Annotated in this window: 19 protein-coding genes; 12 read left to right on the forward strand and 7 right to left on the reverse strand. The window is 60.3% G+C overall.

Going from position 1 to position 23,058, the window contains the following annotated elements; genetic code table 11:
• Nucleotides 1–257 precede the first annotated feature (257 nt).
• From rpsA to IE091_RS14935, 7 genes are all read right to left on the reverse strand, one after another.
• Nucleotides 258–1,937: a 30S ribosomal protein S1 gene (gene rpsA, locus IE091_RS14905; RefSeq protein ID WP_039178097.1), complete on the reverse strand. Its 1,680-nt coding sequence runs from the start codon at nt 1,935–1,937 to the stop codon at nt 258–260.
• A 184-nt stretch (nt 1,938–2,121) separates the two neighbouring features.
• Nucleotides 2,122–2,811: a (d)CMP kinase gene (gene cmk / locus IE091_RS14910; protein WP_096923040.1), complete on the reverse strand. Its 690-nt coding sequence runs from the start codon at nt 2,809–2,811 to the stop codon at nt 2,122–2,124.
• The gene (locus IE091_RS14915; protein ID WP_229800858.1) at nt 2,801–5,089 is read right to left on the reverse strand and encodes a bifunctional prephenate dehydrogenase/3-phosphoshikimate 1-carboxyvinyltransferase; all 2,289 of its coding nucleotides are present in this window, start codon (nt 5,087–5,089) and stop codon (nt 2,801–2,803) included. The genes cmk and IE091_RS14915 overlap by 11 nt, the downstream gene beginning before the upstream one ends.
• Nucleotides 5,086–6,177 carry a prephenate dehydratase gene (gene pheA / locus IE091_RS14920; protein WP_039178103.1) on the reverse strand — a complete coding sequence of 364 codons (1,092 nt, stop codon included), beginning with the start codon at nt 6,175–6,177 and terminating at the stop codon, nt 5,086–5,088. The genes IE091_RS14915 and pheA overlap by 4 nt, the downstream gene beginning before the upstream one ends.
• 5 nt (nt 6,178–6,182) lie before the next feature.
• Complete coding sequence (gene serC / locus IE091_RS14925; protein ID WP_189464013.1) at nt 6,183–7,286, reverse strand: 3-phosphoserine/phosphohydroxythreonine transaminase; 1,104 nt, start codon at nt 7,284–7,286, stop codon at nt 6,183–6,185.
• Nucleotides 7,270–9,969, reverse strand: coding sequence for a DNA gyrase subunit A (gene gyrA, locus IE091_RS14930; protein ID WP_189464014.1), 2,700 nt, complete (start codon nt 9,967–9,969; stop codon nt 7,270–7,272). Before gyrA ends, serC begins: the two co-directional genes overlap by 17 nt.
• A gap of 153 nt (nt 9,970–10,122) precedes the next feature.
• Nucleotides 10,123–10,572, reverse strand: coding sequence for an acyl-CoA thioesterase (locus IE091_RS14935; protein WP_096923045.1), 450 nt, complete (start codon nt 10,570–10,572; stop codon nt 10,123–10,125).
• Nucleotides 10,573–10,756: 184 nt separating this feature from the next.
• Between IE091_RS14935 and IE091_RS14940 the strand changes: the two genes are divergently transcribed.
• The 12 genes from IE091_RS14940 (at nt 10,757) to nth (ending at nt 23,036) form a co-directional block, all read left to right on the forward strand.
• Nucleotides 10,757–11,695 carry a recombination-associated protein RdgC gene (locus IE091_RS14940; RefSeq protein ID WP_144982700.1) on the forward strand — a complete coding sequence of 313 codons (939 nt, stop codon included), beginning with the start codon at nt 10,757–10,759 and terminating at the stop codon, nt 11,693–11,695.
• 64 nt (nt 11,696–11,759) lie between these two features.
• Entirely contained in the window at nt 11,760–12,941 is a 1,182-nt protein-coding gene (locus IE091_RS14945; RefSeq protein ID WP_096923047.1) for a 1-acyl-sn-glycerol-3-phosphate acyltransferase, read from the forward strand.
• Between the two features lie 132 nt (nt 12,942–13,073).
• Nucleotides 13,074–13,355, forward strand: a complete 282-nt coding sequence (locus IE091_RS14950; protein ID WP_039178116.1) for a hypothetical protein — start codon at nt 13,074–13,076, stop codon at nt 13,353–13,355.
• An 83-nt stretch (nt 13,356–13,438) separates the two neighbouring features.
• Nucleotides 13,439–15,475 (forward strand): methionine--tRNA ligase, encoded by a 2,037-nt coding sequence (gene metG / locus IE091_RS14955; protein ID WP_096923048.1) that lies wholly within the window; start codon nt 13,439–13,441, stop codon nt 15,473–15,475.
• 146 nt (nt 15,476–15,621) lie between these two features.
• Entirely contained in the window at nt 15,622–17,211 is a 1,590-nt protein-coding gene (locus tag IE091_RS14960; protein ID WP_189464015.1) for a diguanylate cyclase domain-containing protein, read from the forward strand.
• Complete coding sequence (gene rsxA / locus IE091_RS14965) at nt 17,208–17,795, forward strand: electron transport complex subunit RsxA (protein WP_016913743.1); 588 nt, start codon at nt 17,208–17,210, stop codon at nt 17,793–17,795. The genes IE091_RS14960 and rsxA overlap by 4 nt, the downstream gene beginning before the upstream one ends.
• Nucleotides 17,795–18,376 (forward strand): electron transport complex subunit RsxB, encoded by a 582-nt coding sequence (rsxB, locus tag IE091_RS14970; RefSeq protein ID WP_039178126.1) that lies wholly within the window; start codon nt 17,795–17,797, stop codon nt 18,374–18,376. The genes rsxA and rsxB overlap by 1 nt, the downstream gene beginning before the upstream one ends.
• A complete protein-coding gene (gene rsxC, locus IE091_RS14975) occupies nt 18,363–20,030 on the forward strand; it encodes an electron transport complex subunit RsxC (protein WP_189464016.1) in 1,668 nt (555 codons plus the stop codon). The genes rsxB and rsxC overlap by 14 nt, the downstream gene beginning before the upstream one ends.
• A complete protein-coding gene (locus IE091_RS14980) occupies nt 20,027–21,055 on the forward strand; it encodes an RnfABCDGE type electron transport complex subunit D (RefSeq protein ID WP_189464017.1) in 1,029 nt (342 codons plus the stop codon). Before rsxC ends, IE091_RS14980 begins: the two co-directional genes overlap by 4 nt.
• Entirely contained in the window at nt 21,052–21,687 is a 636-nt protein-coding gene (locus tag IE091_RS14985; RefSeq protein ID WP_189464018.1) for an RnfABCDGE type electron transport complex subunit G, read from the forward strand. The genes IE091_RS14980 and IE091_RS14985 overlap by 4 nt, the downstream gene beginning before the upstream one ends.
• On the forward strand, nt 21,684–22,382 hold the full coding sequence (locus tag IE091_RS14990; RefSeq protein ID WP_096923055.1) for an electron transport complex subunit E: 699 nt from the start codon (nt 21,684–21,686) through the stop codon (nt 22,380–22,382). The genes IE091_RS14985 and IE091_RS14990 overlap by 4 nt, the downstream gene beginning before the upstream one ends.
• Nucleotides 22,383–22,397: 15 nt before the next feature.
• The gene (gene nth / locus IE091_RS14995; RefSeq protein ID WP_039178135.1) at nt 22,398–23,036 is read left to right on the forward strand and encodes an endonuclease III; all 639 of its coding nucleotides are present in this window, start codon (nt 22,398–22,400) and stop codon (nt 23,034–23,036) included.
• Nucleotides 23,037–23,058: the final 22 nt, after the last annotated feature.

Genomic DNA, 23,058 nt, shown 5'->3' on the forward strand with positions numbered 1-23,058 from the left:
AAGGGGTGGCGGCGCATACCGCACTGGAGCAACTGTTTGCGGGGGAGGTGCCAGCCTTCATGCAGCAAGAAGCCCCGACTCAGCCAACCGGTGCTGAATAGTTACCAATTTTATACACTCTTGCGCTATTTAAAGGCGCCATGACAATTGCAAACCCCTTTTATAGCAACGCATGCAACGCTTAATCACAACGTATTTTAAAACCACAGAAACAAAAACGCCGCCCCAAGGGCGGCGTTTTTCGAGACAGGACTAAATTAGTCTTGACCCATTTGCTGCTTGATCAGATCACCAATCGTGGTCGGACCACCGGCAGCTTCCGGCTCTTGCTCACGCAGTTTCTTCATGTTCTGACGCGTGTCATCCTGCTCTTTGGCTTTCACGGACAGAGCAATCTGACGGCTCTTGCGGTCGACGCTGACGATACGCGCTTCGACGCTGTCGCCTTCGCTCAGCACGTTACGCGCGTCTTCAACGCGGTCAGCACTGATTTCAGAGGCTTTCAGAATCGCGATGACGTCGGTAGCCAGCTCGATGTGAGCTTCTTTGGCGTCAACTTCCACGACGCGACCCGTCACGATGCTGCCCTTGTCATTGACGGACAGGTATTCGGCAACCGGATCGGAATCCATCTGCTTGATACCCAGAGAGATGCGCTCGCGCTCGGGGTCGATAGACAGGATAACGGCTTCTGCCTCGTCGCCTTTCTTGAAGTTGCGAACCGCTTCTTCGCCGGTTTCTGTCCAGGAGATGTCGGACAGGTGAACCAGACCGTCGATACCGCCTTCCAGGCCGATGAAGATACCGAAGTCCGTGATGGACTTGATGGTACCAGAAACGCGATCGCCCTTGTTGTACTCGGCGTTGAAGGTTTCCCACGGGTTAGCAGTGCACTGCTTGATACCCAGGGAGATACGACGACGCTCTTCGTCGATATCGAGCACCATGACGTCAACATCGTCGCCCACTTGAACGACTTTAGACGGATGGATGTTCTTGTTGGTCCAGTCCATTTCAGACACGTGAACCAGACCTTCGACGCCTTCTTCCAGCTCGGCGAAGCAGCCGTAATCGGTCAGATTAGTGACCACTGCCTGCACTTTCATGCCTTCCGGGTAGCGCTCTTTGATGTTGACCCACGGGTCTTCACCCAGCTGCTTCAGACCCAGAGAAACGCGGTTGCGCTCACGGTCGAACTTCAGCACTTTGACGTTGATCTCGTCGCCAACGGCAACGATTTCAGACGGATGCTTGATACGCTTCCACGCCATGTCGGTGATGTGCAGCAGGCCATCGACACCGCCCAGATCTACGAAAGCACCGTAGTCGGTCAGGTTCTTGACGATACCCTTGATTTGCTGACCTTCTTGCAGCGTCGCCAGCAGTGCTTCACGCTCGGCGCTGTTTTCGGCTTCAAGCACGGCGCGACGCGAAACAACGACGTTGTTACGCTTCGGATCCAGCTTGATGACTTTGAAGTCCAGCTCTTTGTTTTCCAGGTGCGCAGTGTCGCGAACCGGACGAACGTCAACCAGAGAGCCCGGCAGGAAGGCACGGATGGAGTCGACGTCGACAGTGAAGCCGCCTTTGACTTTACCGTTGATCACGCCTTTGATGATTTCGTCTTTCTCGAAGGCCGCTTCCAGAATCTTCCAAGCTTCTGCGCGCTTGGCTTTTTCACGGGACAGGCGAGTTTCGCCGAAGCCATCTTCCACGGCTTCCAGCGCAACGTGCACATCGTCACCGATCGCGATGGTCAGCTCACCATTTTCGTCACGGAATTGTGCCGCAGGGATCTGACCTTCGGATTTCAGACCAGCGTTGACGGTAACCCAGTCACCGTCGATGTCGACAACTTGAGCCGCAACGATGGCGCCCGGCTCCATGTTGATGTCGTTAAGGGACTGTTCAAACAGTTCAGCAAAGCTTTCGCTCATGGTTTTCCTACGTGATCAACGTTGTTGAGGCATAACTGCCTTCTCCGTACCACCAGCGAGTACGGGCCTAATGTCATTCAGCTTCTGGAGGCGTTAGCGCTGGTTGGACCTGACCGGGCTCACTAAGATATTACTGTCGCCCTGCCACGTCGTGACACCTTTCCAAAAACGCCGCAAGGGAGAATCAAGCGCCGTCAAACATGCCCCGTTGGGCAAGCAGCTCGGTCAGTTGATCAACCACTTCCGGTATACTCAGGCGCGTGGTGTCAAGCGTAATGGCATCATCTGCCGGCTTGAGCGGAGCCACACTGCGCTGCGTGTCGCGTGCATCGCGTGCCTGAATCTCCTTCAAAAGACTCGACAGACTAGCATCCACCCCCGATTCCTGCAACTGCAGATGCCGTCTACGCGCCCTTTCCTCCGCACTGGCGGTCAAAAAAATCTTCAGCGGCGCCTCTGGAAACACCACCGTACCCATATCGCGCCCATCCGCCACCAGGCCGGGGAATTGACAGAAATCCCGTTGCCGCTGAAGTAGCGCCGCGCGCACCTGCGGCAATGCGGCCACTTGAGAAGCACACTCGCCCGCTTGCTCGGTACGAATGAGCCGACTGACGTCTTCGCCTTCCAGCAGCGTACGTGGCTGACCCTCTTCCACGGGGAAAGCAACGTCCAGGGTTGCCGCAATATCGGCCAGCGCCGCTTCGTCATCCAGCGCCACGTGATGCTTGACGGCCGCCTGGGCCGTCAACCGATAGAGCGCACCGCTGTCCAGCAGATGCCAGCCCAGTCGCTCAGCCACCAGACTGCTGATCGTGCCTTTACCGGCACCGCCGGGGCCATCGATCGTCAGCACAGGTACGTTAGCGGCCATGGACGCCCTCCACATCGACACGCATCCCGATACGCTGAGCCAGCGCAACGAAGTCAGGGAAGGATGTCGCCACGTTGGCGCAATCGTCGATGACGATCTCGGCACCCGCGCGCAGGGAGGCAATCGCAAACGCCATGGCAATGCGGTGATCCCCGAGGCTATCGATGCGGCCACCGCCGTAACTCGGCACGCTCTCGTCAGCGTTACCGATGATGTCGATGCCGTCTTCCACGACCGTATGCTCGACCCCCAGAATCGCCAAACCATCTGCCATGGCCTGAATACGATCTGACTCTTTGACGCGTAGCTCTTCAGCACCGCGCAGCCGCGTGGTGCCTTGTGCATTGGCCGCCGCAATGAACAGCGCCGGGAACTCATCGATGGCGAGCGGCACTTGATCGACAGGAATATCAATACCCTTCAGCGGCGCATGGCGAATACGGATGTCGGCCACGGGCTCACCGCCTACCTCGCGCTGGTTTTCAAGCGTCAGGTCAGCGCCCATCAGGGTCAGAATATTGATGACACCGATACGCGTCGGGTTGATACCCACGTGCTCCAGCGTGATGTCGGAACCTGGAGTAATGGCCGCGGCGACCAGGAAGAAGGTAGCCGAAGAGATGTCGGAGGGTACGTCAATCGGCCCCGCCGTCAGTTGACCGCCTCCCTGCAGCCAGCAGGTGTCGCCCTCGCGAGAAACGGCATAGCCAAACCCGTTGAGCATCCGCTCGGTATGATCGCGGGTCGGCGCTGGCTCGCGCACGCGGGTCTCTCCCTCGGCGTAGAGCCCTGCCAGCAGCAGACACGACTTCACCTGAGCACTGGCCATGGGCATATCATAATGAATGCCTTTCAGCGCAGCGCCGCCATGAATTTTCAATGGCGGACGACCACCCTCTGCCGTATCGATGGTCGCTCCCATCAGGCGCAGCGGGTCTGCCACACGCCCCATGGGGCGCTTGGTGAGTGACTCATCACCGGTCAATTCGCTATCGAACGCCTGACCCGCCAGCAGCCCGGCAAACAGGCGCATGGCGGTGCCAGAGTTACCTACATATAGCGGGCCTGCCGGCGCCTTGAGGCCGTGCATGCCAACCCCATGAATGGTCACACGCCCCTGGTGCGGGCCTTCGATGGCCACTCCCATTTCACGAAAGGCCTGCAAGGTGGCCAGACTATCTTCGCCCTCCAGGAAGCCTTTGACCTCGGTCACCCCTTCGGCCAACGCGCCAAGCATGATCGAGCGGTGAGACATGGATTTATCGCCCGGCACCCGCAAACGCCCCTGCGCCTGGCCGCCTGGCTGCACGCGATAAGTCACTTGACCGTGTGGTTGCATATGATATTCCGCCTGGTAACTGGTTTTATTCAATAACGTATCAAAATAGTGGCGAGCATGACTGGCTCGGTCGAAGGTGGCAATCATCGCATCGCTGTCGGCACTTTCCACCGCCTGACGCAGCCGCTTGAGCCCCGCCTCGAAATCATCCAGAGAAGAGAGCACGGCGTCACGATTGGCCACGAAAATGTCGCGCCACATGACCGGGTCACTGCCTGCAATACGGGTAAAATCACGAAACCCACCCGCGGCATAGCGGAAGATATCCAGCCGCTCGTCCTGCCGCGCCAGCGTGTCCACCAGTGAAAACGCCAACAAGTGGGGCAAGTGACTGGTGCGCGCCAGCACCTGATCATGGCGCTCGACGCTCATTTGCAGCACGTCGGCGCCACAGGCTCTCCACAGGGTTTCTACTCGCGCCAGCGCTACCGGGTCGACATCCGGCTCCGGCGTCAGGATCACCTTGTGATTGACGTACAGCGATGGATTGGCGGCTGCCACACCGCTTTTCTCGGAGCCCGCAATAGGATGACCCAGCACGATATTAGGCATGACACGGCCGAATACGCGCTCGGCGCAGTCACGTATGGTGGCCTTGGTGCTGCCTACATCGGTGATCACGACATCGGGAGCCGCCTGATCGAGAGAACGCGACAGCATGCTCATCACGCTTTCCATGGCCAGCACCGGTACCGCCAGCACGACCATGGAAACGTCTTTCAAGCAGTTGGCAAGCTCGACACCGCCGGCATCCACCAACCCCAGCTCGATGCCCAATGCCACTTCCTGCTCATTGGGGTCGCAGGCGATGATCTGGCCAGCGTAGCCCGAGGCACGCAATGCGGCGGCCAACGAGCCGCCGATCAGGCCAAGGCCGACAATCAGAATGCGCGGCTCGACACACGCCACCCGAGGTGCAAGAGAAGGTGGAACCGTCACAGCACACCCTGAGGGTAGGAACCCAGCACCCGCAGTTCAGAGGCGCGAAGGCGAACTTCTTCCAGCACCGCAGCCACCTGGGGCTCGTCACGGTGGCCCTTGAAGTCGATGAAGAAGACGTAGTTCCACACACCGGTGCGCGAGGGCCGCGTTTCGATACGCGTCAGATCGATCTTGTGGCGATGGAAGGGCTCCAGCAAATCGTGCAGCGCACCGGGCTGGTTACGCATTGCCACGACGATGGAGGTCTTGTCTTCGCCCGACATGGGCACGTCCTGATTGCCAATGATCAGGAAGCGCGTGGAGTTATCCGGTCGGTCTTCGATTTTGTCGGCAATGCGCTCGAGGCCATACAGCTTGGCGGCCATGTCGCCCGCAATTGCGGCGCTGTGCCACTCGGTTTTCACCAGCTTGGCGGCTTCGGCGTTGGAAGAGACCGGCACCCGCTCGGCATGAGGGTAGTGAGCATCCAGCCACTTGCGGCACTGACCGAACGACTGAGGGTGCGAATAGATGCGTGACACCTTCTCTTGACGCGTGGTTTCACTGATCAAGAGGTGGTGGTGAATGCGCAGCACCACTTCACCACAAATCCTGATGGAGGAGTCCATGAACGTGTCGAGGGTGTGATTGACCACCCCTTCGGTGGAGTTCTCGACGGGAACGACGCCATAGTTGACGGCCCCCGCCTCCACTTCCCGGAACACTTCATCGATGGCTGCCATCGGCAGGCTGACGGCGCTTTCACCGAAATGCTTCAACGCGGCCTGCTGGGTGAAGGTTCCTTCAGGCCCCAGGTAGGCAACCTTGACCGGCTGCTCCAGCGCCAGGCAGGCAGACATGATTTCGCGAAACAGCCGCGCCATTTCTTCGGAGTCCAAAGGCCCCTTGTTCAACGCCATGATACGGCGCAGCACCTGGGCTTCGCGCTCCGGACGGTAGAACACCGCATCCTTGTCCTGAGCCAGCTTGACGTGAGCCACCTGCTGGGCACAGTTGGCCCGCTCACTGATCAAACGCAGAATATCGCCATCCAGCTGGTCGATACGTTGACGCAAGTCGTCGAGATTGATCGGCGTATCGGACATGGGGGTTAGCCTCTTCGTTGTTCGAAATCTGCCATGAAGGCAATTAACGCATCCACCGCATCTTCCGGCACCGCGTTATACAAGCTGGCACGCATGCCACCGACGCTGCGGTGACCCTTGAGATTCAGCAGCCCGGCCTCGTCGGCCTCCTTGAGGAAGGCACCGTCCAGCCGGTCATCCGCCAGCACGAACGGCACGTTCATGCGCGACCGATTGGCTGTGGCGATAGGATTGCTGTAGAAGTCACTTCCATCGATGGCCGCGTAAAGTTTTTGCGCCTTGCGCTGGTTCATGCGGTCCATGGCGTCCAGCCCGCCAATGTCGTTTTTCAACCACTGAAACACCAGGCCCGAGAGGTACCAGGCGTAGGTAGGCGGGGTATTCACCATCGAGCCTGCGTCAGCCAGCATCTGGTAGTCGAACAGCGAAGGGACGCTTGCAGGCGCCTTGCCCAGCAGATCATCGCGGACGATCACGATGGTCAATCCCGCCGGACCGATGTTCTTCTGCGCCCCGGCATAAATCACCCCGAAGTCGCTGACATCGACAGGCCCCGACAGGATATTGGAGGACATGTCGCAGACCAGGGGCACGTCGCTGCCATTGGCACGGGTGACGTCTGGCACGTAGTCGAACTCCAGCCCGCCAATAGTTTCATTGGAGGTGTAATGCAGGTAGGCCGCGTCGCTGCTGAGCGACAGGGAAGCTTCGTCAGGCACCGCCAGATGTCCATTGGACTCGCTACTGCCCGCCACATGGCAGGCAAAACCGAGCCGCTTGGCTTCGCTCAGCGCCTTCTTGCCCCAAATGCCCGTCTGGATGAAGTTGGCACTACCGCCCCCACCCAGCAGGTTCATGGGGAGCATGGCAAACTGCATGCTGGCACCGCCCTGAAGAAACAGCACCTTGTACTGATCAGGGATGCCCAGCAGAGACCGCAGATCGGCTTCTGCCTGCTCGGCAATGGCAATGAACTCATCGCTGCGATGACTCATTTCCATCACCGACAAACCGCGCCCCTGATAGTCGAGCAGCTCACTGCGAGCGCGCTCCAGTACGGCAACAGGCAGGGCCGCGGGCCCTGCGCAAAAATTATAATGACGTGTCATCGGTTCCCGGTTCCTGTGCGCCATTGTCTTGTTCGTCTGGCTCGACCGCCTCGGGCGCTCCCGTATCTTCGGGCTCATCGACACGCACGGTTTTCACCAGCTGCTCTTCTTTGCCCAGGCGAATCAGCATCACGCCCTGGGTATTACGCGACGTGATCGACACTTCTTCCACCCGCGTACGCACCAGGGTGCCACGGTCGGTGATCAGCATCATTTCATCGCTGTCATACACTTGCATGGCCGCCACCAAGGCGCCGTTGCGCTCACTGGTCTGCATGGCAATCACGCCCTGTCCACCACGACCACGCAGCGGGAACTCTTCCAGGCGCGTGCGCTTGCCATAGCCCTTCACACTGGCGGTAAGGATGTAGATCTGACCATCGCTCTGCGCCAGCTCGGCGGCATCTGCCGGGGCTTCCTGCTCGGCATCGGCATCCGCTTCGGCATCGATTTGCTGGCTCTTGGGAATGATCAGGCTGATCACTTCCGCGTCGTCCAGCAGGCGCATGCCGCGCACACCGCGAGCGGTACGGCCCATGGCGCGCACGTTGCCTTCCTCGAAACGGATCGCCTTGCCGTTGGAGGAGAGCAGCATGACGTGGTCGCTGCCCGAGGTAATCGCAGCCCCCACCAGGCGGTCGCCCTCTTCCAGATCGATGGCAATCAAGCCCACGCTGCGCGGGCGAGAGAACTGCTCGAGACTGGTGCGCTTGACGGTACCGTTGGCGGTGGCGAAGAAAATATAGTGCTCGGGGTCGTAGTCACGCACAGGCAGGATGGCGTTGACCGACTCGCCCTCTTCCAGCGGCAGCATGTTCACCAACGGCTTGCCGCGTGAACCACGGCTGGCGTTGGGCATCTCGTACACCTTCAGCCAATACACCTTGCCACGGTTGGAGAACAGCAGCACCGTGTCATGGGTCGAGGCAACCAGCAGATGCTCGATGACGTCCTCGTCCTTCATGGCCGTGGCGGACTTGCCGCGACCACCCCGACGCTGGGCCTGATAGTCCGAAAGCGGCTGCGTCTTGGCGTAGCCCGAGCGCGACACCGTGACCACCATGTCTTCTTCGGCAATCAGGTCTTCGATGGACAGGTCCAGGTGGCTGGCCTGAATTTCCGTGCGACGGTCGTCGCCGAACTGGTCGCGCACCGCATGCAGCTCTTCCCGAATCACCTCCATGAGGCGGTCGGCAGAGGCAAGAATTTCTGTGAACTCGGCAATCTTTTCGAGAATCGACAGGTACTCATCCAGCAGCTTTTCGGTTTCGAGGCCGGTCAAGCGGTGCAGACGCAGTTCCAGAATCGCCTGAGCCTGAGCAGGCGAAAGGCGATACTCGGTGGCCGAGGGGTTCAGTCCAAACCCTTCATCCAGGTCTTCGGGCTTGCAGGAAGTGGCACCGGCACGCTCCAGCATGGCCGTCACCTGGCCCGGCTGCCATACCTTGTCCAGCAGCTTCTCGCGGGCTTCGGCGGCATTGGGCGATGCCTTGATCAGCTCGATGACTTCATCGATGTTCGAGATGGCGACAGCCAGGCCTTCCAGCAGATGGCCGCGCTCACGCGCTTTCTTGAGTTCGAACAGGGTACGCCGCGTGACGACTTCCCGACGATGGCGGATGAACGCCTCGAGCATCTCTTTCAGATTGAGTGTGCGCGGCTGGCCATTTTCCAGCGCCACCATGTTGATACCGAAGACATTCTGAAGCTGGGTCTGGGCAAACAGGTTATTGACCACGACCTCGCCAGACTCACCGCGCTTGACTTCGATCACCACACGCAAACCATCCTTGTCGGACTCGTCGCGCAGCTCGGCAATGCCCTCGATCTTTTTCTCTTTGACCAGCTCGGCGATCTTCTCGATCAGCCGCGCCTTGTTCACCTGATAAGGCAGTTCAGTGACGATGATGTGGTCACGCCCGGTCTTGTCATCGTGTTCGATGGTGTGACAAGCGCGCACGTAGATGCGTCCACGCCCGGTGCGGTAGGCATCCAGAATGCCGGCACGACCATTGATGATGCCGCCGGTGGGGAAATCAGGCCCGGGGATGTACTGCATGAGGTCATCGACGGTCAAGGTGTAGTCGTCGATCAGCGCCAGACAGCCATCGATCACTTCCCGCATGTTATGGGGAGGAATGTTGGTGGCCATGCCCACGGCAATGCCCGAGGAGCCGTTGATCAGCAGGTTCGGCACTTTGGTGGGCAGCACTTCGGGGATACGTTCGGTGCCGTCGTAGTTATCGACCCAATCGACGGTATCTTTTTCGAGATCCGCCAGCAGCTCGTGGGCCAGGCGCGCCATGCGCACCTCGGTGTAACGCATGGCAGCCGCGTTATCGCCGTCGATGGAACCAAAGTTACCCTGACCATCGACCAGCACGTGACGCATGGAGAAGTGCTGTGCCATGCGAACGATGGTGTCATACACCGCTCTGTCACCATGCGGGTGGTACTTACCGATGACATCGCCGACGACACGCGCCGACTTCTTGTACGGTTTGTTCCAGTCATTCCCCAGCTCATGCATGGCAAACAGCACACGGCGATGAACCGGCTTGAGGCCGTCGCGCACATCGGGGAGCGCACGACCAATAATGACACTCATCGCATAGTCGAGGTACGACTGCTTGAGCTCGTCTTCAATATTGACGGGCAAGATTTCTCTGGCGATGTCACCCATGAAAGTCAGATCCTTTGCACTGCATTGGCACTGCGAGAGTTGAAAGCGCTTGAAAATACCGCCTTTAGCTAACCATCAAGGCGGCGCGCAGAGTCGCTCACATCATACCACTGCATACGCATCAAGGGCAGTCGGTGACACCTCCATTGCTATTTAAGCCAAAAAGGCCTCTTTGCCGACCTGTAGCCCCATGAGCGCTTCACGCACGTCGCCCTCGATGGTCGCCGCCCGATTTTGCTGCATGTCCAGCAGCACGAAGGTCAGATCCGCCTGGGCCACCACGCTGCCATCCTGACGCACGATGCGGTGATGACAAAGCGCGCTGCGCTCGTTCACGTCGATGATGCCGGTCTGAACCGTCAAGTCATCTCCCTGCAAGGCTGCCGCACGGTAATCGATATTCAGATTCACCACGACGAACGCCCGCTTTGCCTGGTGCAGCTGCTTCATCAGTTGCGGGTGCTCATCGAAAAATGCCCAGCGCCCCTCCTCCATGAACTCCAGGTAGCGCGCATTGTTGACGTGGCCGTAGCCATCCAGGTGGTAGCCTCGCACCCGCATGGTAACGCTGGAAATGGTAGCGCTTGAAATCGCTTCAGACATGACAACCTCTTTTATTGATGACAGTGATCAGCAGGCGCAGGCACCTGCCAGCGACAGACAGCATGCCCCACATAAATCAAACACAAGTTTAAAACTAGTGCAACAACATGACGGAACGCCAGAGTGCTGGCAGGAAAGAGCTGCTTTCGACATAATGTGCCACCTTTTAAACAGGATTGGTGACATGTGGTTCAAGCACCTGCATCTATATCGCCTGCACGGCGCGCCCGAGCTCGACAGCCACACCCTGGCCAACGCGCTGGATGAACACGCCGCCAAGCCATTGGGCAATGCGGATGCTCGCCGACTAGGCTGGACCGCGCCCGCAGGCCGTCTGGGCGGCGGGCAGCGCCTGCACGAGATCCAGGGACATCGGCTGCTTTCGGCACTGCGCCAGGAACGTCTGCTGCCTGCCTCGGTGGTCAAGGAAGAAGTCGATGAGAAAGTCGCCGACATCGAAGCCAGCGAAGGACGCAAGGTAACGCGCAAGGAAAAGACCGCTCTCAAGGAGCAGGTCACCGAAGAGCTGATGCCCCGCGCTTTCGTGCGCAGCCAGAAAATCGACCTCTGGTGGGACACCCAGCACCAGCTGATCGGCATCAACGCCAGCTCGCGCACCCGCGCCGAAGACGTGCTGGACCTGCTGCGGGAAACCCTGGGCAGCCTCAAGGCAACGCCACTCAGCAGCCAGACGTTGCCGATACGCGCCATGACGACCTGGCTGGGTGACTCCGCCAGCCGCCCCGCCGACCTGCAGCTGGGCGACCAGGTCGAGCTGAAGGCGAAAGGCGATGATGGCGTACTGCGCGCCCGACAAGTGGATCTGGATAGCGACGAAATACAGCAGCTGCTCGAAAGCGGCCGTCAGGCGAGCAAGCTGGCCATGCAGATAGAGGGCCGCCTGAGCTTCGTGCTTCACGATGACCTTGCTCTGAAATCTCTGCGTTTCGGCGATGCATTGATCGAAGAGGCCGACCATGCCGATGATGGTGACGACGCTCTGGCACGCCTGGAAACCGATTTCATATTGATGGCTCAGTCGCTGTCCGAGGACATTCGCCGTCTCATGGAGTGGCTGGGCGGTGAAGCCCAGCGGGAACCGAGTGCGCTATCTGGCACCTAATGATGGGCAACCCCATACCTTCTCGGTGAATCGTTCATTTACTTGCTGACACGTTACGGATCGCATGACTCAACACAATAACGCTCCTCACGCAGACGACACGAGTGACCCCTGGGCCGACATTCGGCCCTATATGGATCATGAGGTTCCTGAAGTTATTGCCCGGCTCTCTCGCGACACTGAGCTTCTGGACGCTTTGACCCGCTTTCGCCTGCCACGCATGGCCAAATGGGCTCCGCCCCTGGCCAGGGCACTGGCCGGTCACGCGGTGCGTCGTGAGGTCAAGGGCGTAACCAGTGTGCATGAATTTCAGATGCGCATTGCCCGTTACATGGAGCGGATGATACGCACCACCACCACTGCCTTTGACGTTTCAGGCCTGGACAAGCTCGACGAGCACAGTGCTTATCTCTTCATCGGCAACCACCGTGACATTTCGCTGGACCCAGCATTCGTCAACTATGCGCTCTACCAGGCGGGTCGTGACACCGTGCGTATCGCGATTGGCGACAACCTGCTGAAGAAGCCCTACGTCACGGACCTGATGCGCCTGAACAAGAGTTTCATCGTGCCGCGCAGCGCCAGAGGAAAACGTGCCATGCTGGCCGCCTACCAGCAGCTGTCCGGCTACATTCGCCACTCGATCACCGACGACAACCACTCCATCTGGATGGCCCAGCGGGAAGGTCGCGCCAAGAACGGCATCGACCGTACCGACCCCGCCATCATCAAGATGTTGATCATGGCCAAACGGCTTGCCGAGCGCGACATCGTCTTTGGTGAAGCAGTAGCGGAACTCAAGCTGGTGCCTGTATCCATCAGCTATGAATACGACCCTTGTGACGTGCAAAAAGCTCAAGAACTGCACGACATCGCAACCCACGGCCGCTATGCCAAAAGCGAATTCGAAGACATCCGCTCCATCGTCTCCGGCATCACCGGCTCCAAAGGTCGCGTTCAGCTGCGCTTTGGCAGCCCGGTAGGCTCGGACATGGAGACCCCTGATGAAGTCGCCGCCGAGATCGACCGTCAGGTCATCGGTGGCTATCGGCTGTTCCCGAGTCACTACCTGGCCCTGGAAGCGCTGGGCGAAGCACCCGAGCTGGTGGCCCGCAAGTCGATCACCCGCCAGGACCGCGAACGCTTCAAGGCGCGGCTTGCCGAGGTTCCGGAAGCACTGCGACCCTATTGGCTGGAGCAGTATGCCAACCCCGTCAAGCACAAGGCTGGCAGGCTGAGCCTGTAATCCGGTTGCTCATCGGTCGTGTTGGGCAGGTCATGTGACTTTGCATGCTCAACATGCAAAAAAGTGCTATGGTCAAGGCATTCATTGGTCTCGCCAGGGCACCTGCCCTGGCGTGGTCTTAAGGAGACTCCCATGTCCGCATCAGAAATCCAAAAAACTCGTATTATCAACGAACTGCGTGGATTCATTCGCAAGCTTCTTCAGGATCCCAAAATCCTCGAGCAGTCGCTGACCATCGCCCGTCAGCAGCTGTCGGAAGGTAGCAGCCCCGCCATCATGGCGCGCATTGCCAATGAAATTTCCGACACCACCAGCGTGCACATCCCTGAAGACCCTGCCGAGCACTCCGATGCCGACAAGCTGTTTCTGGAACTGCTGCGCGAAGTGGTTCAGGAAGAGCAGGCGCTGTACTAGTTTCGCTGGCTGCATGCCAGGTGGCGACACACGTTTATCTCACTCCATTTATTTGTTTTGCCTAGACGGAATCAACCTTCACCATGTCCAACACTGCTCCACGCAACATTCTGGTGACCAGCGCACTGCCCTATGCCAACGGTGCCATCCACCTGGGTCATCTGCTTGAGTACATCCAGACCGACATCTGGGTACGTTTTCAGAAAAGCCGTGGCCAGCAGTGCTACTACGTATGCGCCGACGACGCCCATGGCACGGCCATCATGTTGCGAGCCGAGCAGGAAGGCATCTCCCCAGAAGCGCTGATCGAAAGAGTCTCTCAGGACCATCAGGAAGACTTTGCTCGCTTTGGCGTGGGCTTTGACAACTACCACTCCACCCACTCCGAAGAGAACCGTCACTACAGCGAACTGATCTACAAGCGCCTGCGCGACAAGGGCCATATTGCGACCCGCGACATCGAGCAGATGTACGACCCCCAGAAAGGCCTGTTCCTGGCGGATCGCTTTATCAAGGGCACCTGCCCCAAATGCCATGCTGACGATCAGTACGGGGATAACTGCGAGAAGTGTGGCGCTACTTATACCCCCGCTGATTTGATCAATCCGGTGTCCGCCATTTCCGGCGCCACGCCCGAGGTGCGTAGCTCGACCCACTACTTCTTCAAGCTGCCGGACTTCGCCGAGTTCTTGCAACAGTGGATCAACGACGGTCACGTTCAGCCCCAGATTCGCAACAAGCTGATGGAGTGGTTCGAATCCGGCTTCAATGAATGGGACATTTCTCGGGACGCGCCCTATTTCGGCTTTGAGATCCCGGATGCGCCCGGCAAATATTTCTACGTCTGGCTGGATGCCCCCATCGGCTACCTGGCCAGCTTCAAGAACCTGTGTGACCGCCAGGGCATCGACTTCGACAGCTTCTGGCAGCCGAACTCCAACGCGGAGGTCTACCATTTCATCGGCAAGGATATCGTCTACTTCCACGCCCTGTTCTGGCCGGCCATGCTCCATGGGGCAGAGTTCCGTACGCCCACGGCGGTCAACTGTCACGGCTTCCTGACCGTGGATGGTGCCAAGATGTCCAAGTCCCGTGGCACCTTCATCAAGGCTGCCACCTATGCCGAGCACCTCAACCCCGAGTATCTGCGCTACTACTTTGCCGCCAAGCTGACCTCCAAGGTCGACGACCTCGACCTGAACCTCGATGACTTTGCCGCGCGCGTGAACTCGGATCTGGTCGGCAAGGTCGTGAACATCGCCAGCCGCTGTGCAGGCTTCGTCAAAAAACTCGGCGGCGGAACGCTCTCCGAACATTGCGCTGAACCGGCCATGGTTGCCCGCTTCATCTCGGCCGGTGAGGATATCGCTGCCGATTTCGAAGCGCGGGAATTCAGCCGCGCCATGCGCAAGATCATGGAGCTGGCCGATGAAGCCAATACCTACATCGCTGACAAAGAGCCCTGGGCACTGGCCAAGCAGGACGGACGCGAACAGGAAGTGCTGGAAATCTGCTCGGTGGGCATCAACCTGTTCCGCCAGCTGATGGTCTATCTGGCGCCGGTGGTGCCGAGCATGGCGGAGCAAGCCCGCGAGTTTCTGGCGCTGGATACCCTCGATTGGGAAAGCCGCCAGAGCGTACTGGTAAACCACGCCATCAACAAATTCAAACCGCTGATGACCCGGGTAGAGCGAGACAGGATCGACGCCATGATCGACGCTTCCAAGGAGGATCTGGTGGAAGAGCAGAAACTCAAGAATACGCCCAAAGGCCCGCTGGCCGAGGATCCCATCGCCGCCGAGATCAGCTTCGACGATTTCGCCAAAGTCGACCTGCGCATTGCGCGTATCGCCAAGGCACAGTACGTGGAAGGCGCAGACAAGCTGCTGCAGCTGACCCTCGACCTGGGCGGCGAGACCCGCAACGTCTTTTCCGGCATTCGCTCGGCCTATTCTCCAGAAGCGCTGGAAGGACGACTGACCGTCATGGTCGCCAACCTGGCTCCGAGAAAAATGCGCTTCGGCCTGTCAGAAGGTATGGTGTTGGCTTCCGCCAATAACGATGGCATCTATCTGCTGTCTCCCGACTCTGGCGCGGAGCCCGGTCAGCGAGTCACCTGAGCCTGGCCTGATCAGTCGCGCAGCAGACGCCAGCAAGGGGCATAGCCAACCGCCTGCCCCTTGCTGTTTGAGGAAAATGAAAGTCAAGGAGAGTGAAGGGGCTTCACGACGCTACCTTCATCGCGACAACAGGACTGAGTGCACCCATGGTTCAACGCTGGCCTTTGTCATTGCGTTTTCGCTTTCTTGCCCTGCTGGGCAGCGTATTGCTGTGCGCCATGCTGGCACTGGGGGCGCTGAGTCACTGGCTGATCTTTCCTGCTCTGCAGGCAGAAGAAAGGGACGCCGCTCACCGCGAGCTGGATCGTACCGCCCGTGGCCTGGTCTTGAGCCAACAGCAGCTGCATGCACAAGTACGTGACTGGGCACACTGGGACGATACCTATCGTTTCCTGCAAGGGGATTACCCAGGCTTCACCGAGGTGAATTTTAGCGCGCAAATGTTCGAGGACATGCGCTATCAGCTCATGGTGCTTTTTACTCTCGACGGTGAGCTGTATCTGCTATCGGGCATCGACCCGCAAACAGGCCAGTTCAGCACCTGTACCTCAGCCACCGGCGAGTGCGCCTGGATGGCGCCTTGGACTCAGACCATGCAACTGGCCATCGAGGAGGGCCATGCCAACGAGGTCCACATCGCCATCGAAGGGTGGCCAGCCTTGCTGGCGGGTAGCCCTATCCTGCAAACCGACGAGAGTGGCCCCGCCGTGGGGTGGCTGTTCAAGATACGTGCGCTGAACGACTCATGGCAAGCCCTCATGGCGGATTACACAGGGCTGCCCATCGCACTGTCGGTGACGGACGCAACACATCCGCCGGAAGCACAGTTGACCTTCTCCGACGACACGGCCTATGCCGAACAATACTTCCCGACGCTAGGCAATGACAGCCAGCTAGCCTTGGGAATCGAGCTCAATCGCCATGGCTATCTAAGCAGTTTGACGACCTTCAACTACGTTCTGATATGGACGGCCGTGCTGATGTCCCTGGTCATCGGACTGGTGCTGCTGGTGCTGGAGCGGCTGGTACTGACGCCCTTGCGCCAGTTGACCCACTTCACCCAACAGTTGGCGCCAGCAGAGGCGGCAACGCTCACCCTGGTAGAGCGGCGAGATGAGATCGGCACCTTGTCACGAGCCTTTCACCACCAGCTGGACTGCCAACATCGGTTGAACGCCGAGCTACTGACACTCTCCACCCATGATCCGCTGACAGGCCTGCCCAATCGGCGGCTGTTCGACCAGCGCCTGGAGGCTGCCATCTCAGATGCCCAGCAACACCCGGTGGCCGTCATGATGCTGGATATCGATCATTTCAAACTCTACAACGACCATTACGGGCATGTGCAGGGCGATAGATGCCTTGAACAAGTTGGGCAGGTATTCGAGCGCTGTGCCGCTGGGCGTGGCTATCTGATTGCCCGCACCGGTGGCGAAGAGTTCAGCGCCTTGCTGCTCACCACGGAACCTTCGCAAGCTCTGCAACTTGGCCAGGACATCATCGCGGCCATCGACCAACTTGCACTACCCCATGCAACATCGCCCGTCTGCCATCATGTCACCATCAGCGTGGGCGTTGGCTCGCTGCAGGATAGCCAGACGGCTCAGCCAAGCGCCGTCATGAGCACCGCCGACCAGGCGCTGTACCTGGCCAAGGCGCAAGGCAGACACCGCGCCGTTCGATTTGCATCTCCGCTAGCCAGCGACGCCAGTTCCACGCACAATACGCCGCCATGAACGAACTGTTTGTCATCCTGATCAGCACCGCGCTGGTCAATAATTTCGTGTTGGTCCAGTTTCTTGGCTTATGTCCTTTCATGGGTGTCTCCAACAAGCTGGAGTCTGCCATGGGCATGTCTCTGGCCACCACCTTCGTGCTTACCCTGGCCTCCGCGGCCAGCTACGTGGTGTACCACGGCCTGCTGGTACCGCTGGACATTACCTACCTGCGAACGATCAGTTTTATCGTGGTCATTGCTGCCGTCGTACAGTTCACCGAGATCATGGTGCGCCAGCTGAGCCCGCTGCTGCATCAAGTGCTGGGTATTTTCCTGCCCCTGATCACCACCAACTGCGCCGTACTCGGAGTGGCGCTGCTGTCGCTCAACCGCGAACTGAGCTTCTTCCACACCACCCTCTATGGCCTGGGCGCGGCAGCAGGTTTCTCGCTGGTGCTGGTGCTGTTCGCCGCCATGCGTGAGCGGCTGGCCGGTGCCGATATACCAAAGCCGTTCCAGGGCGCCGCCATTGCCATGGTGACCGCCAGCCTGATGTCGCTGGCGTTTCTGGGCTTTTCCGGCCTGGTGCAGGGGGCATCGTAATGGGCGAATCATTGTCATGGTGGGGGGTCGCCAGCGCCGTGGGCGCATTGACCACTCTGGGCCTGCTGTTCGGGGCGCTGCTGGGTTTGGCCAGCGCGCGCTTCAAGGGGGATGAAAATCCCCTGGTGGAGCAAATCGATGCGCTGCTGCCACAAACCCAGTGTGGCCAGTGCGGCTACCCCGGCTGCCGCCCTTACGCCGAAGCGATCAACCAGGGCGATGCCATCAACAAGTGCCCGCCCGGCGGAGACGCCACGGTAGTGGCCCTGGCCGAGCTGCTGGGTCGCGAACCAGCGCCCCTGGATGGCGAAGCCCCCAGCGAAGATCGTGTGGCCTTCATCCGCGAAGCCGAGTGCATTGGCTGCACCAAATGCATTCAGGCCTGCCCGGTGGATGCCATCATCGGCGCGGCCAAACAGATGCACACGGTCATCGAAGACGAATGTACCGGCTGCGATTTATGCGTCGCCCCTTGCCCGGTGGACTGCATCGACATGCTGCCACGACGCAAGCCGTTGAGTCAGTGGGAGCCCATTATCAGCGACCGCGCAACGCCAGGGAGTGCTCATGTCCCGTCATGATTTTCCCGGCGGCATTTATCCGCCCGAGCGCAAGCAGCGCTCACTCACCGCGCCGCTGAGGGTGGCCCCGCTGCCTGCTCAAGTGGTGTTGCCCCTCGATCAACATGTCGGCAAGCCCGCCCTGCCCTGCGTGGCCGCAGGCGAGCGCGTTAAGGTGGGCACTGTGGTGGCCCGTAAAGGTGGGCTGGTATCGGCCAATGTGCATGCCAGCCTGAGCGGCACCGTGCGTGAGGTCAGCCCTCAGTCGGTGACGATCGTAGGCGACGGCGACGATGAGTGGCAGCGGCTGGCCCCGCTCGACTGGCGGCGGGCGGAGCCTTCAGCGCTGGTGGCACGCTTGGACGATAGCGGCCTGGCAGGTCTGGGTGGCGCGGGCTTTCCGACTCACGTCAAAGCGCAGGTCAGCCTGCAGCACCCCATCGATACGCTGGTGGTCAATGCCGCCGAGTGCGAGCCCTACATCACCGCCGACGACATGACGCTGCGCCACTATGCCGCCCAGGTGCTGGAAGGCGCAGCAATTTTGGCCACCCTGTGTGACGCGTCGCGTATCGTCGTGGGTATCGAGGATAACAAGCCCGAGGCATGCCAAGCCCTGCAGGCGGCGCTGCCCCAGGTGCCATCACCGATTCCGGTGACGCTCGAGGTGATCGAAACCCGCTACCCCAGCGGGGGCGAGCGACAGCTGATCAAAAAGCTGCTGGGCAGAGACGTACCCAGCGGCGGCCTGCCAGTGGATGTGGGCGTTCTGTGTCACAACCCGGGGACGCTGCTGGCGGCACAGCAGGCCATCTGTGAGGGCACACCGTTGGTCGAGCGCATCGTCACCCTGACAGGGGAGGCCATCGAACGGCCAGGCAACTACTGGGTACGTCTGGGCACCCCGATAGAGGGTCTGCTTCAGCAGGCGGGGCTGGCGCCGGATGCCCTGCATCAAGTAGTGGTGGGTGGGCCCATGATGGGGAAAGCGCTGGCATCGCTGGACGTTCCCGTCATCAAAACCACCAACTGCCTGATTGCCGCCACCCGCCAGGAACTGCCCCCGGCGCCAGACGCTTCCCCCTGTATTCGCTGCGGTGCCTGCGAAACCGTCTGCCCGGTGCAGCTGCTGCCCCAGCAGCTGCATTGGCACGCGCAAAGTGGCCATGACGCGGCTCTGGAAAAACAGCACCTGTTCGACTGCATCGAATGCGGCGCCTGCAGTTTCGTATGCCCCAGCCATATCCCGCTGGTGGCGGAATACCGCACGGCCAAACAGCGGATCCGCTTGAAGCGCATCGAAACCGCCAAGGCAGAGCACGCTCGCCACCGCTTCGAGTTCCGCCAGGCCAGGCTGGCCCGGGAAGAGGCGGAGAAGCAGGCTCGCCGCCAGGCGCGGCTTGCCCAGCAGCGTCAGCCGTCGTCATCGGGTGCCGAGCCCCGCGCCGCAGAGCTGCCAGCCGTTGACCTGCGCAGCTTGCGCATCGCACAGACCGCGGCCAGGGCGGCGGTCAAAAAAGCCGAGAAAGCGCTGGCTCGCGCCGTGGCAGAAGACCCTCAACAATCCCAGGAGGATCTGGAGATGCAGCTGGCCACTGCCCAGGAAAACCTGCTCGCCGCGGATGCCCGACTGGCCGATGCCAGAGCCCGCGAACGGGAGCAAACGACACCATGAGCATGCTCCAGGCCTCGACGCTGGGCCTTGCCCCTTCCTCGGCATCGATCATGCGCTGGGTCATTTTGGCGACCCTGCCGGGGCTACTGGCCATGACCTTCTATTTTGGGCTGGGGGTGCTGACCAACGTGGCAGTGGCCGCCGGCGTTGCCATGCTGGCAGAGGCCGCCATACTCGCCCTGCGCCGTCGCCGCGTGGTCGCTACCTTGACCGACGGCAGCGCCCTGCTGACGGGCGTTCTGCTGGGCGCCTCGCTGCCCCCCGGTAGCCCCTGGTGGCTGCTGGCGGTAGGGGCCATCGCCGCGGTGGTGGTCGCCAAGCAGCTGTATGGAGGGCTGGGGCACAACCCCTTCAATCCGGCCATGGTGGGTTACGCCCTGCTGCTGGTATCGTTTCCAACCTACATGACGCTGTGGCCAGTGCCGCACCAGGCAGGTTCGATGGCGACACTCTGGGCCCAGGTCAGCGGCACCCTCTCCGCTGCCGAGCTGGACGCGCTGAGTGGTGCCACGCCATTGGATGCCTTCAAGCATAAAGGACTGACAGGGGCAGATGAGTTCTGGGCGGCGGCTGCGCTGGAAGACACGGTACAGGCCTGGCGCATGATCGCGCTGGCGTGGCTGGCAGGCGGGTTGCTGCTGTTGTTCAAACGAGTGATCAGTTGGCATATTCCGGTTGCCATGCTGGGTAGCATGGCACTGATCGCGGCACTGCTCTACGGCCTGGACAGCGACCAGTATGCTTCTCCGCTGTTTCATCTGACCATGGGGGCTACCCTGTTTGGTGCCTTCTTCATTGCCACGGACCCGGTATCGGCGGCGACCAGTCGGCGCGGCAAGCTGTTGTTCGGCATCGGCATCGGGGTGTTGGTCATGATCATCCGCACCTTCGGCGGCTATCCCGATGCCGTCGCCTTTGCCGTGCTGCTGATGAACCTGTGCGTGCCGCTGCTGGATCTTTACAGCGCTCCTGTTCCTACAGGGCATCGTCCCACAGGGCACCGCCCCCAGGCGAAGCGCCCATGACGCTCTATCAATCCATGTGGCGTGGGGCGCTGGCGCTGGGCACCTTTGCGCTGGTAACGGCAGGCAGCGTGGCATTGACTCGGGCGCTGACCGCCGAGCGTATCGAGCAGCACCAGCTGGCCTATCAATATCGCCAGCTGCAGGCAGTGCTGCCAGCTTCGCTGGTCACGGACTCACAGGCATCGCTGCTGGAAGACACCTTCGAGCTGCCTGAGCCCGAGCGGCTGGGCCACCGCGCGCCCACACACGGCTGGTATGTTCACCACGCAGACGAGGCTGCCGTCGTTCTGCCGGTCATCACCCACCAGGGCTACAGCGGAGCCATTCACCTGCTGGTGGGGATTGACCATGAGGGCCGTATCAGCGGCGTTCGGGTCACTCGGCACCAGGAAACGCCAGGGCTAGGCGATGCCATCGAACGCCAGCGCAGCGACTGGATCACTCGCTTCGATGGCTTGACACGTCACAGTCTGCCCCCAGAAAGCTGGGCGGTGCGACAACAGGGCGGCGCGTTCGATGGCTTCACCGGGGCCACCATCACCCCAAGCGCGGTCATCAATGCCGTTCACGATGCCCTGCGCTATGCCCATGAGGTCCGTTTGCCCATCACCATCGAGGAGCCCGAGACATGACCCCATGGCAACAGCTGACCCAGGACGGGCTCTGGCGCAACAACCCGGCCCTGGTGCAACTACTGGGGCTCTGCCCGCTGCTGGCCGTGAGCGCCAGCGTGGTCAACGCACTAGGGCTGGCGCTGGCCACCCTGCTGGTCATGGTCGGGGCGAGTACGACTATCTCGCTGATTCGCTATCAGGTGCCCAGCGCGGTGCGGCTACCCGCCTTCGTGATGATCATTGCCGCCTTCGTGACCTGCGCCGAGCTGTTGATGGCTGCCTTTGCCTATTCGCTCTATCAAATTCTGGGCATTTTCATCCCATTGATCGTGACCAACTGCGCCATCCTGGGACGTGCCGATGCGTTTGCCTCGCGCCAGCCGGTACTTCCTGCGGCGCTGGACGGGTTCATGATGGGGCTCGGGTTCGGCTGGGTGCTGGTCTTGCTGGGAGCGATCAGAGAACTGCTGGGCCAAGGGACGCTGTTCCACAACATGCATCTGCTGCTGGGCCCCAGGGCCGCCGAGTGGCAGATAACGGTGATGGACGACTATCAGTTTCTGTTTTTCATGTTGCCGCCAGGGGCCTTTTTCGTTGCGGGCCTGCTGATCGCGCTCAAGAATGTCCTCGACCAGCGCCAGCGCAAGGCACAGCCCTCCCCCACCCACGAGCGCAGCGAACGCCGCGTCCGGGTCACTGGCATCATCAAATAGTCTGGAGAAACGTTCATGAATGCCCAGAAACGGCAGGAGATTTTTGCCCGCCTGCAGGCGGAAAATCCGCACCCCACCACCGAGCTGAACTGGAGCACCCCCTTCGAGCTGCTGGCTGCGGTACTGCTCTCGGCACAGGCCACCGACGTGGGCGTCAACAAAGCCACCGACCGACTGTTTCCGGTGGCCAACACCCCCGAAGCAATCATCGCGCTGGGCATCGAGGGACTCAAGGAGTACATCAAGACCATCGGCCTGTTCAACACCAAGGCTGAAAACCTGATGAAGACCTGCCATATTCTGGTGAACCAGCATGGTAGCGACGTGCCGCAAACCCGCCAGGCGCTGGAAGCCTTGCCGGGTGTCGGGCGCAAGACCGCCAACGTCATTCTCAATACCGCCTTTGGGCAGCCCACCATCGCCGTGGACACGCATATCTTCCGAGTCTCCAACCGGACGGGCATCGCCAAGGGCAAGGACGTGGTCGAAGTGGAGCAGAAGCTGTTGCGCCATGTGCCCAAGGCTTTCAAGCAGGACGCCCATCACTGGCTGATCCTGCATGGCCGCTATACCTGTATCGCTCGCAAGCCACGCTGCGGTAGCTGTATTATCGAGGATCTCTGCGACTATAAAGACAAAACCGAGCTGGCCTGAACGTTTGGGCCGCCCCAGGGAG

This window comes from Vreelandella hamiltonii (assembly GCF_014651775.1).
GTDB classification, from domain to species: Bacteria; Pseudomonadota; Gammaproteobacteria; order Pseudomonadales; family Halomonadaceae; genus Vreelandella; species Vreelandella hamiltonii.

Coding starts and splice junctions, on each gene's coding strand:
- rsxB (WP_039178126.1), top strand. CDS start 17,795: ATGGGCGAATCATTGTCATGGTGGGGGGTCGCCAGCGCCGTGGGCGCA.
- IE091_RS14980 (WP_189464017.1), top strand. CDS start 20,027: ATGAGCATGCTCCAGGCCTCGACGCTGGGCCTTGCCCCTTCCTCGGCA.
- cmk (WP_096923040.1), bottom strand. CDS start 2,811: ATGGCCGCTAACGTACCTGTGCTGACGATCGATGGCCCCGGCGGTGCC.
- rsxC (WP_189464016.1), top strand. CDS start 18,363: ATGTCCCGTCATGATTTTCCCGGCGGCATTTATCCGCCCGAGCGCAAG.
- IE091_RS14985 (WP_189464018.1), top strand. CDS start 21,052: ATGACGCTCTATCAATCCATGTGGCGTGGGGCGCTGGCGCTGGGCACC.
- IE091_RS14960 (WP_189464015.1), top strand. CDS start 15,622: ATGGTTCAACGCTGGCCTTTGTCATTGCGTTTTCGCTTTCTTGCCCTG.
- pheA (WP_039178103.1), bottom strand. CDS start 6,177: ATGTCCGATACGCCGATCAATCTCGACGACTTGCGTCAACGTATCGAC.
- metG (WP_096923048.1), top strand. CDS start 13,439: ATGTCCAACACTGCTCCACGCAACATTCTGGTGACCAGCGCACTGCCC.
- IE091_RS14935 (WP_096923045.1), bottom strand. CDS start 10,572: ATGTCTGAAGCGATTTCAAGCGCTACCATTTCCAGCGTTACCATGCGG.
- rsxA (WP_016913743.1), top strand. CDS start 17,208: ATGAACGAACTGTTTGTCATCCTGATCAGCACCGCGCTGGTCAATAAT.
- IE091_RS14950 (WP_039178116.1), top strand. CDS start 13,074: ATGTCCGCATCAGAAATCCAAAAAACTCGTATTATCAACGAACTGCGT.
- IE091_RS14990 (WP_096923055.1), top strand. CDS start 21,684: ATGACCCCATGGCAACAGCTGACCCAGGACGGGCTCTGGCGCAACAAC.
- IE091_RS14945 (WP_096923047.1), top strand. CDS start 11,760: ATGACTCAACACAATAACGCTCCTCACGCAGACGACACGAGTGACCCC.
- nth (WP_039178135.1), top strand. CDS start 22,398: ATGAATGCCCAGAAACGGCAGGAGATTTTTGCCCGCCTGCAGGCGGAA.
- serC (WP_189464013.1), bottom strand. CDS start 7,286: ATGACACGTCATTATAATTTTTGCGCAGGGCCCGCGGCCCTGCCTGTT.
- gyrA (WP_189464014.1), bottom strand. CDS start 9,969: ATGGGTGACATCGCCAGAGAAATCTTGCCCGTCAATATTGAAGACGAG.
- IE091_RS14940 (WP_144982700.1), top strand. CDS start 10,757: ATGTGGTTCAAGCACCTGCATCTATATCGCCTGCACGGCGCGCCCGAG.
- rpsA (WP_039178097.1), bottom strand. CDS start 1,937: ATGAGCGAAAGCTTTGCTGAACTGTTTGAACAGTCCCTTAACGACATC.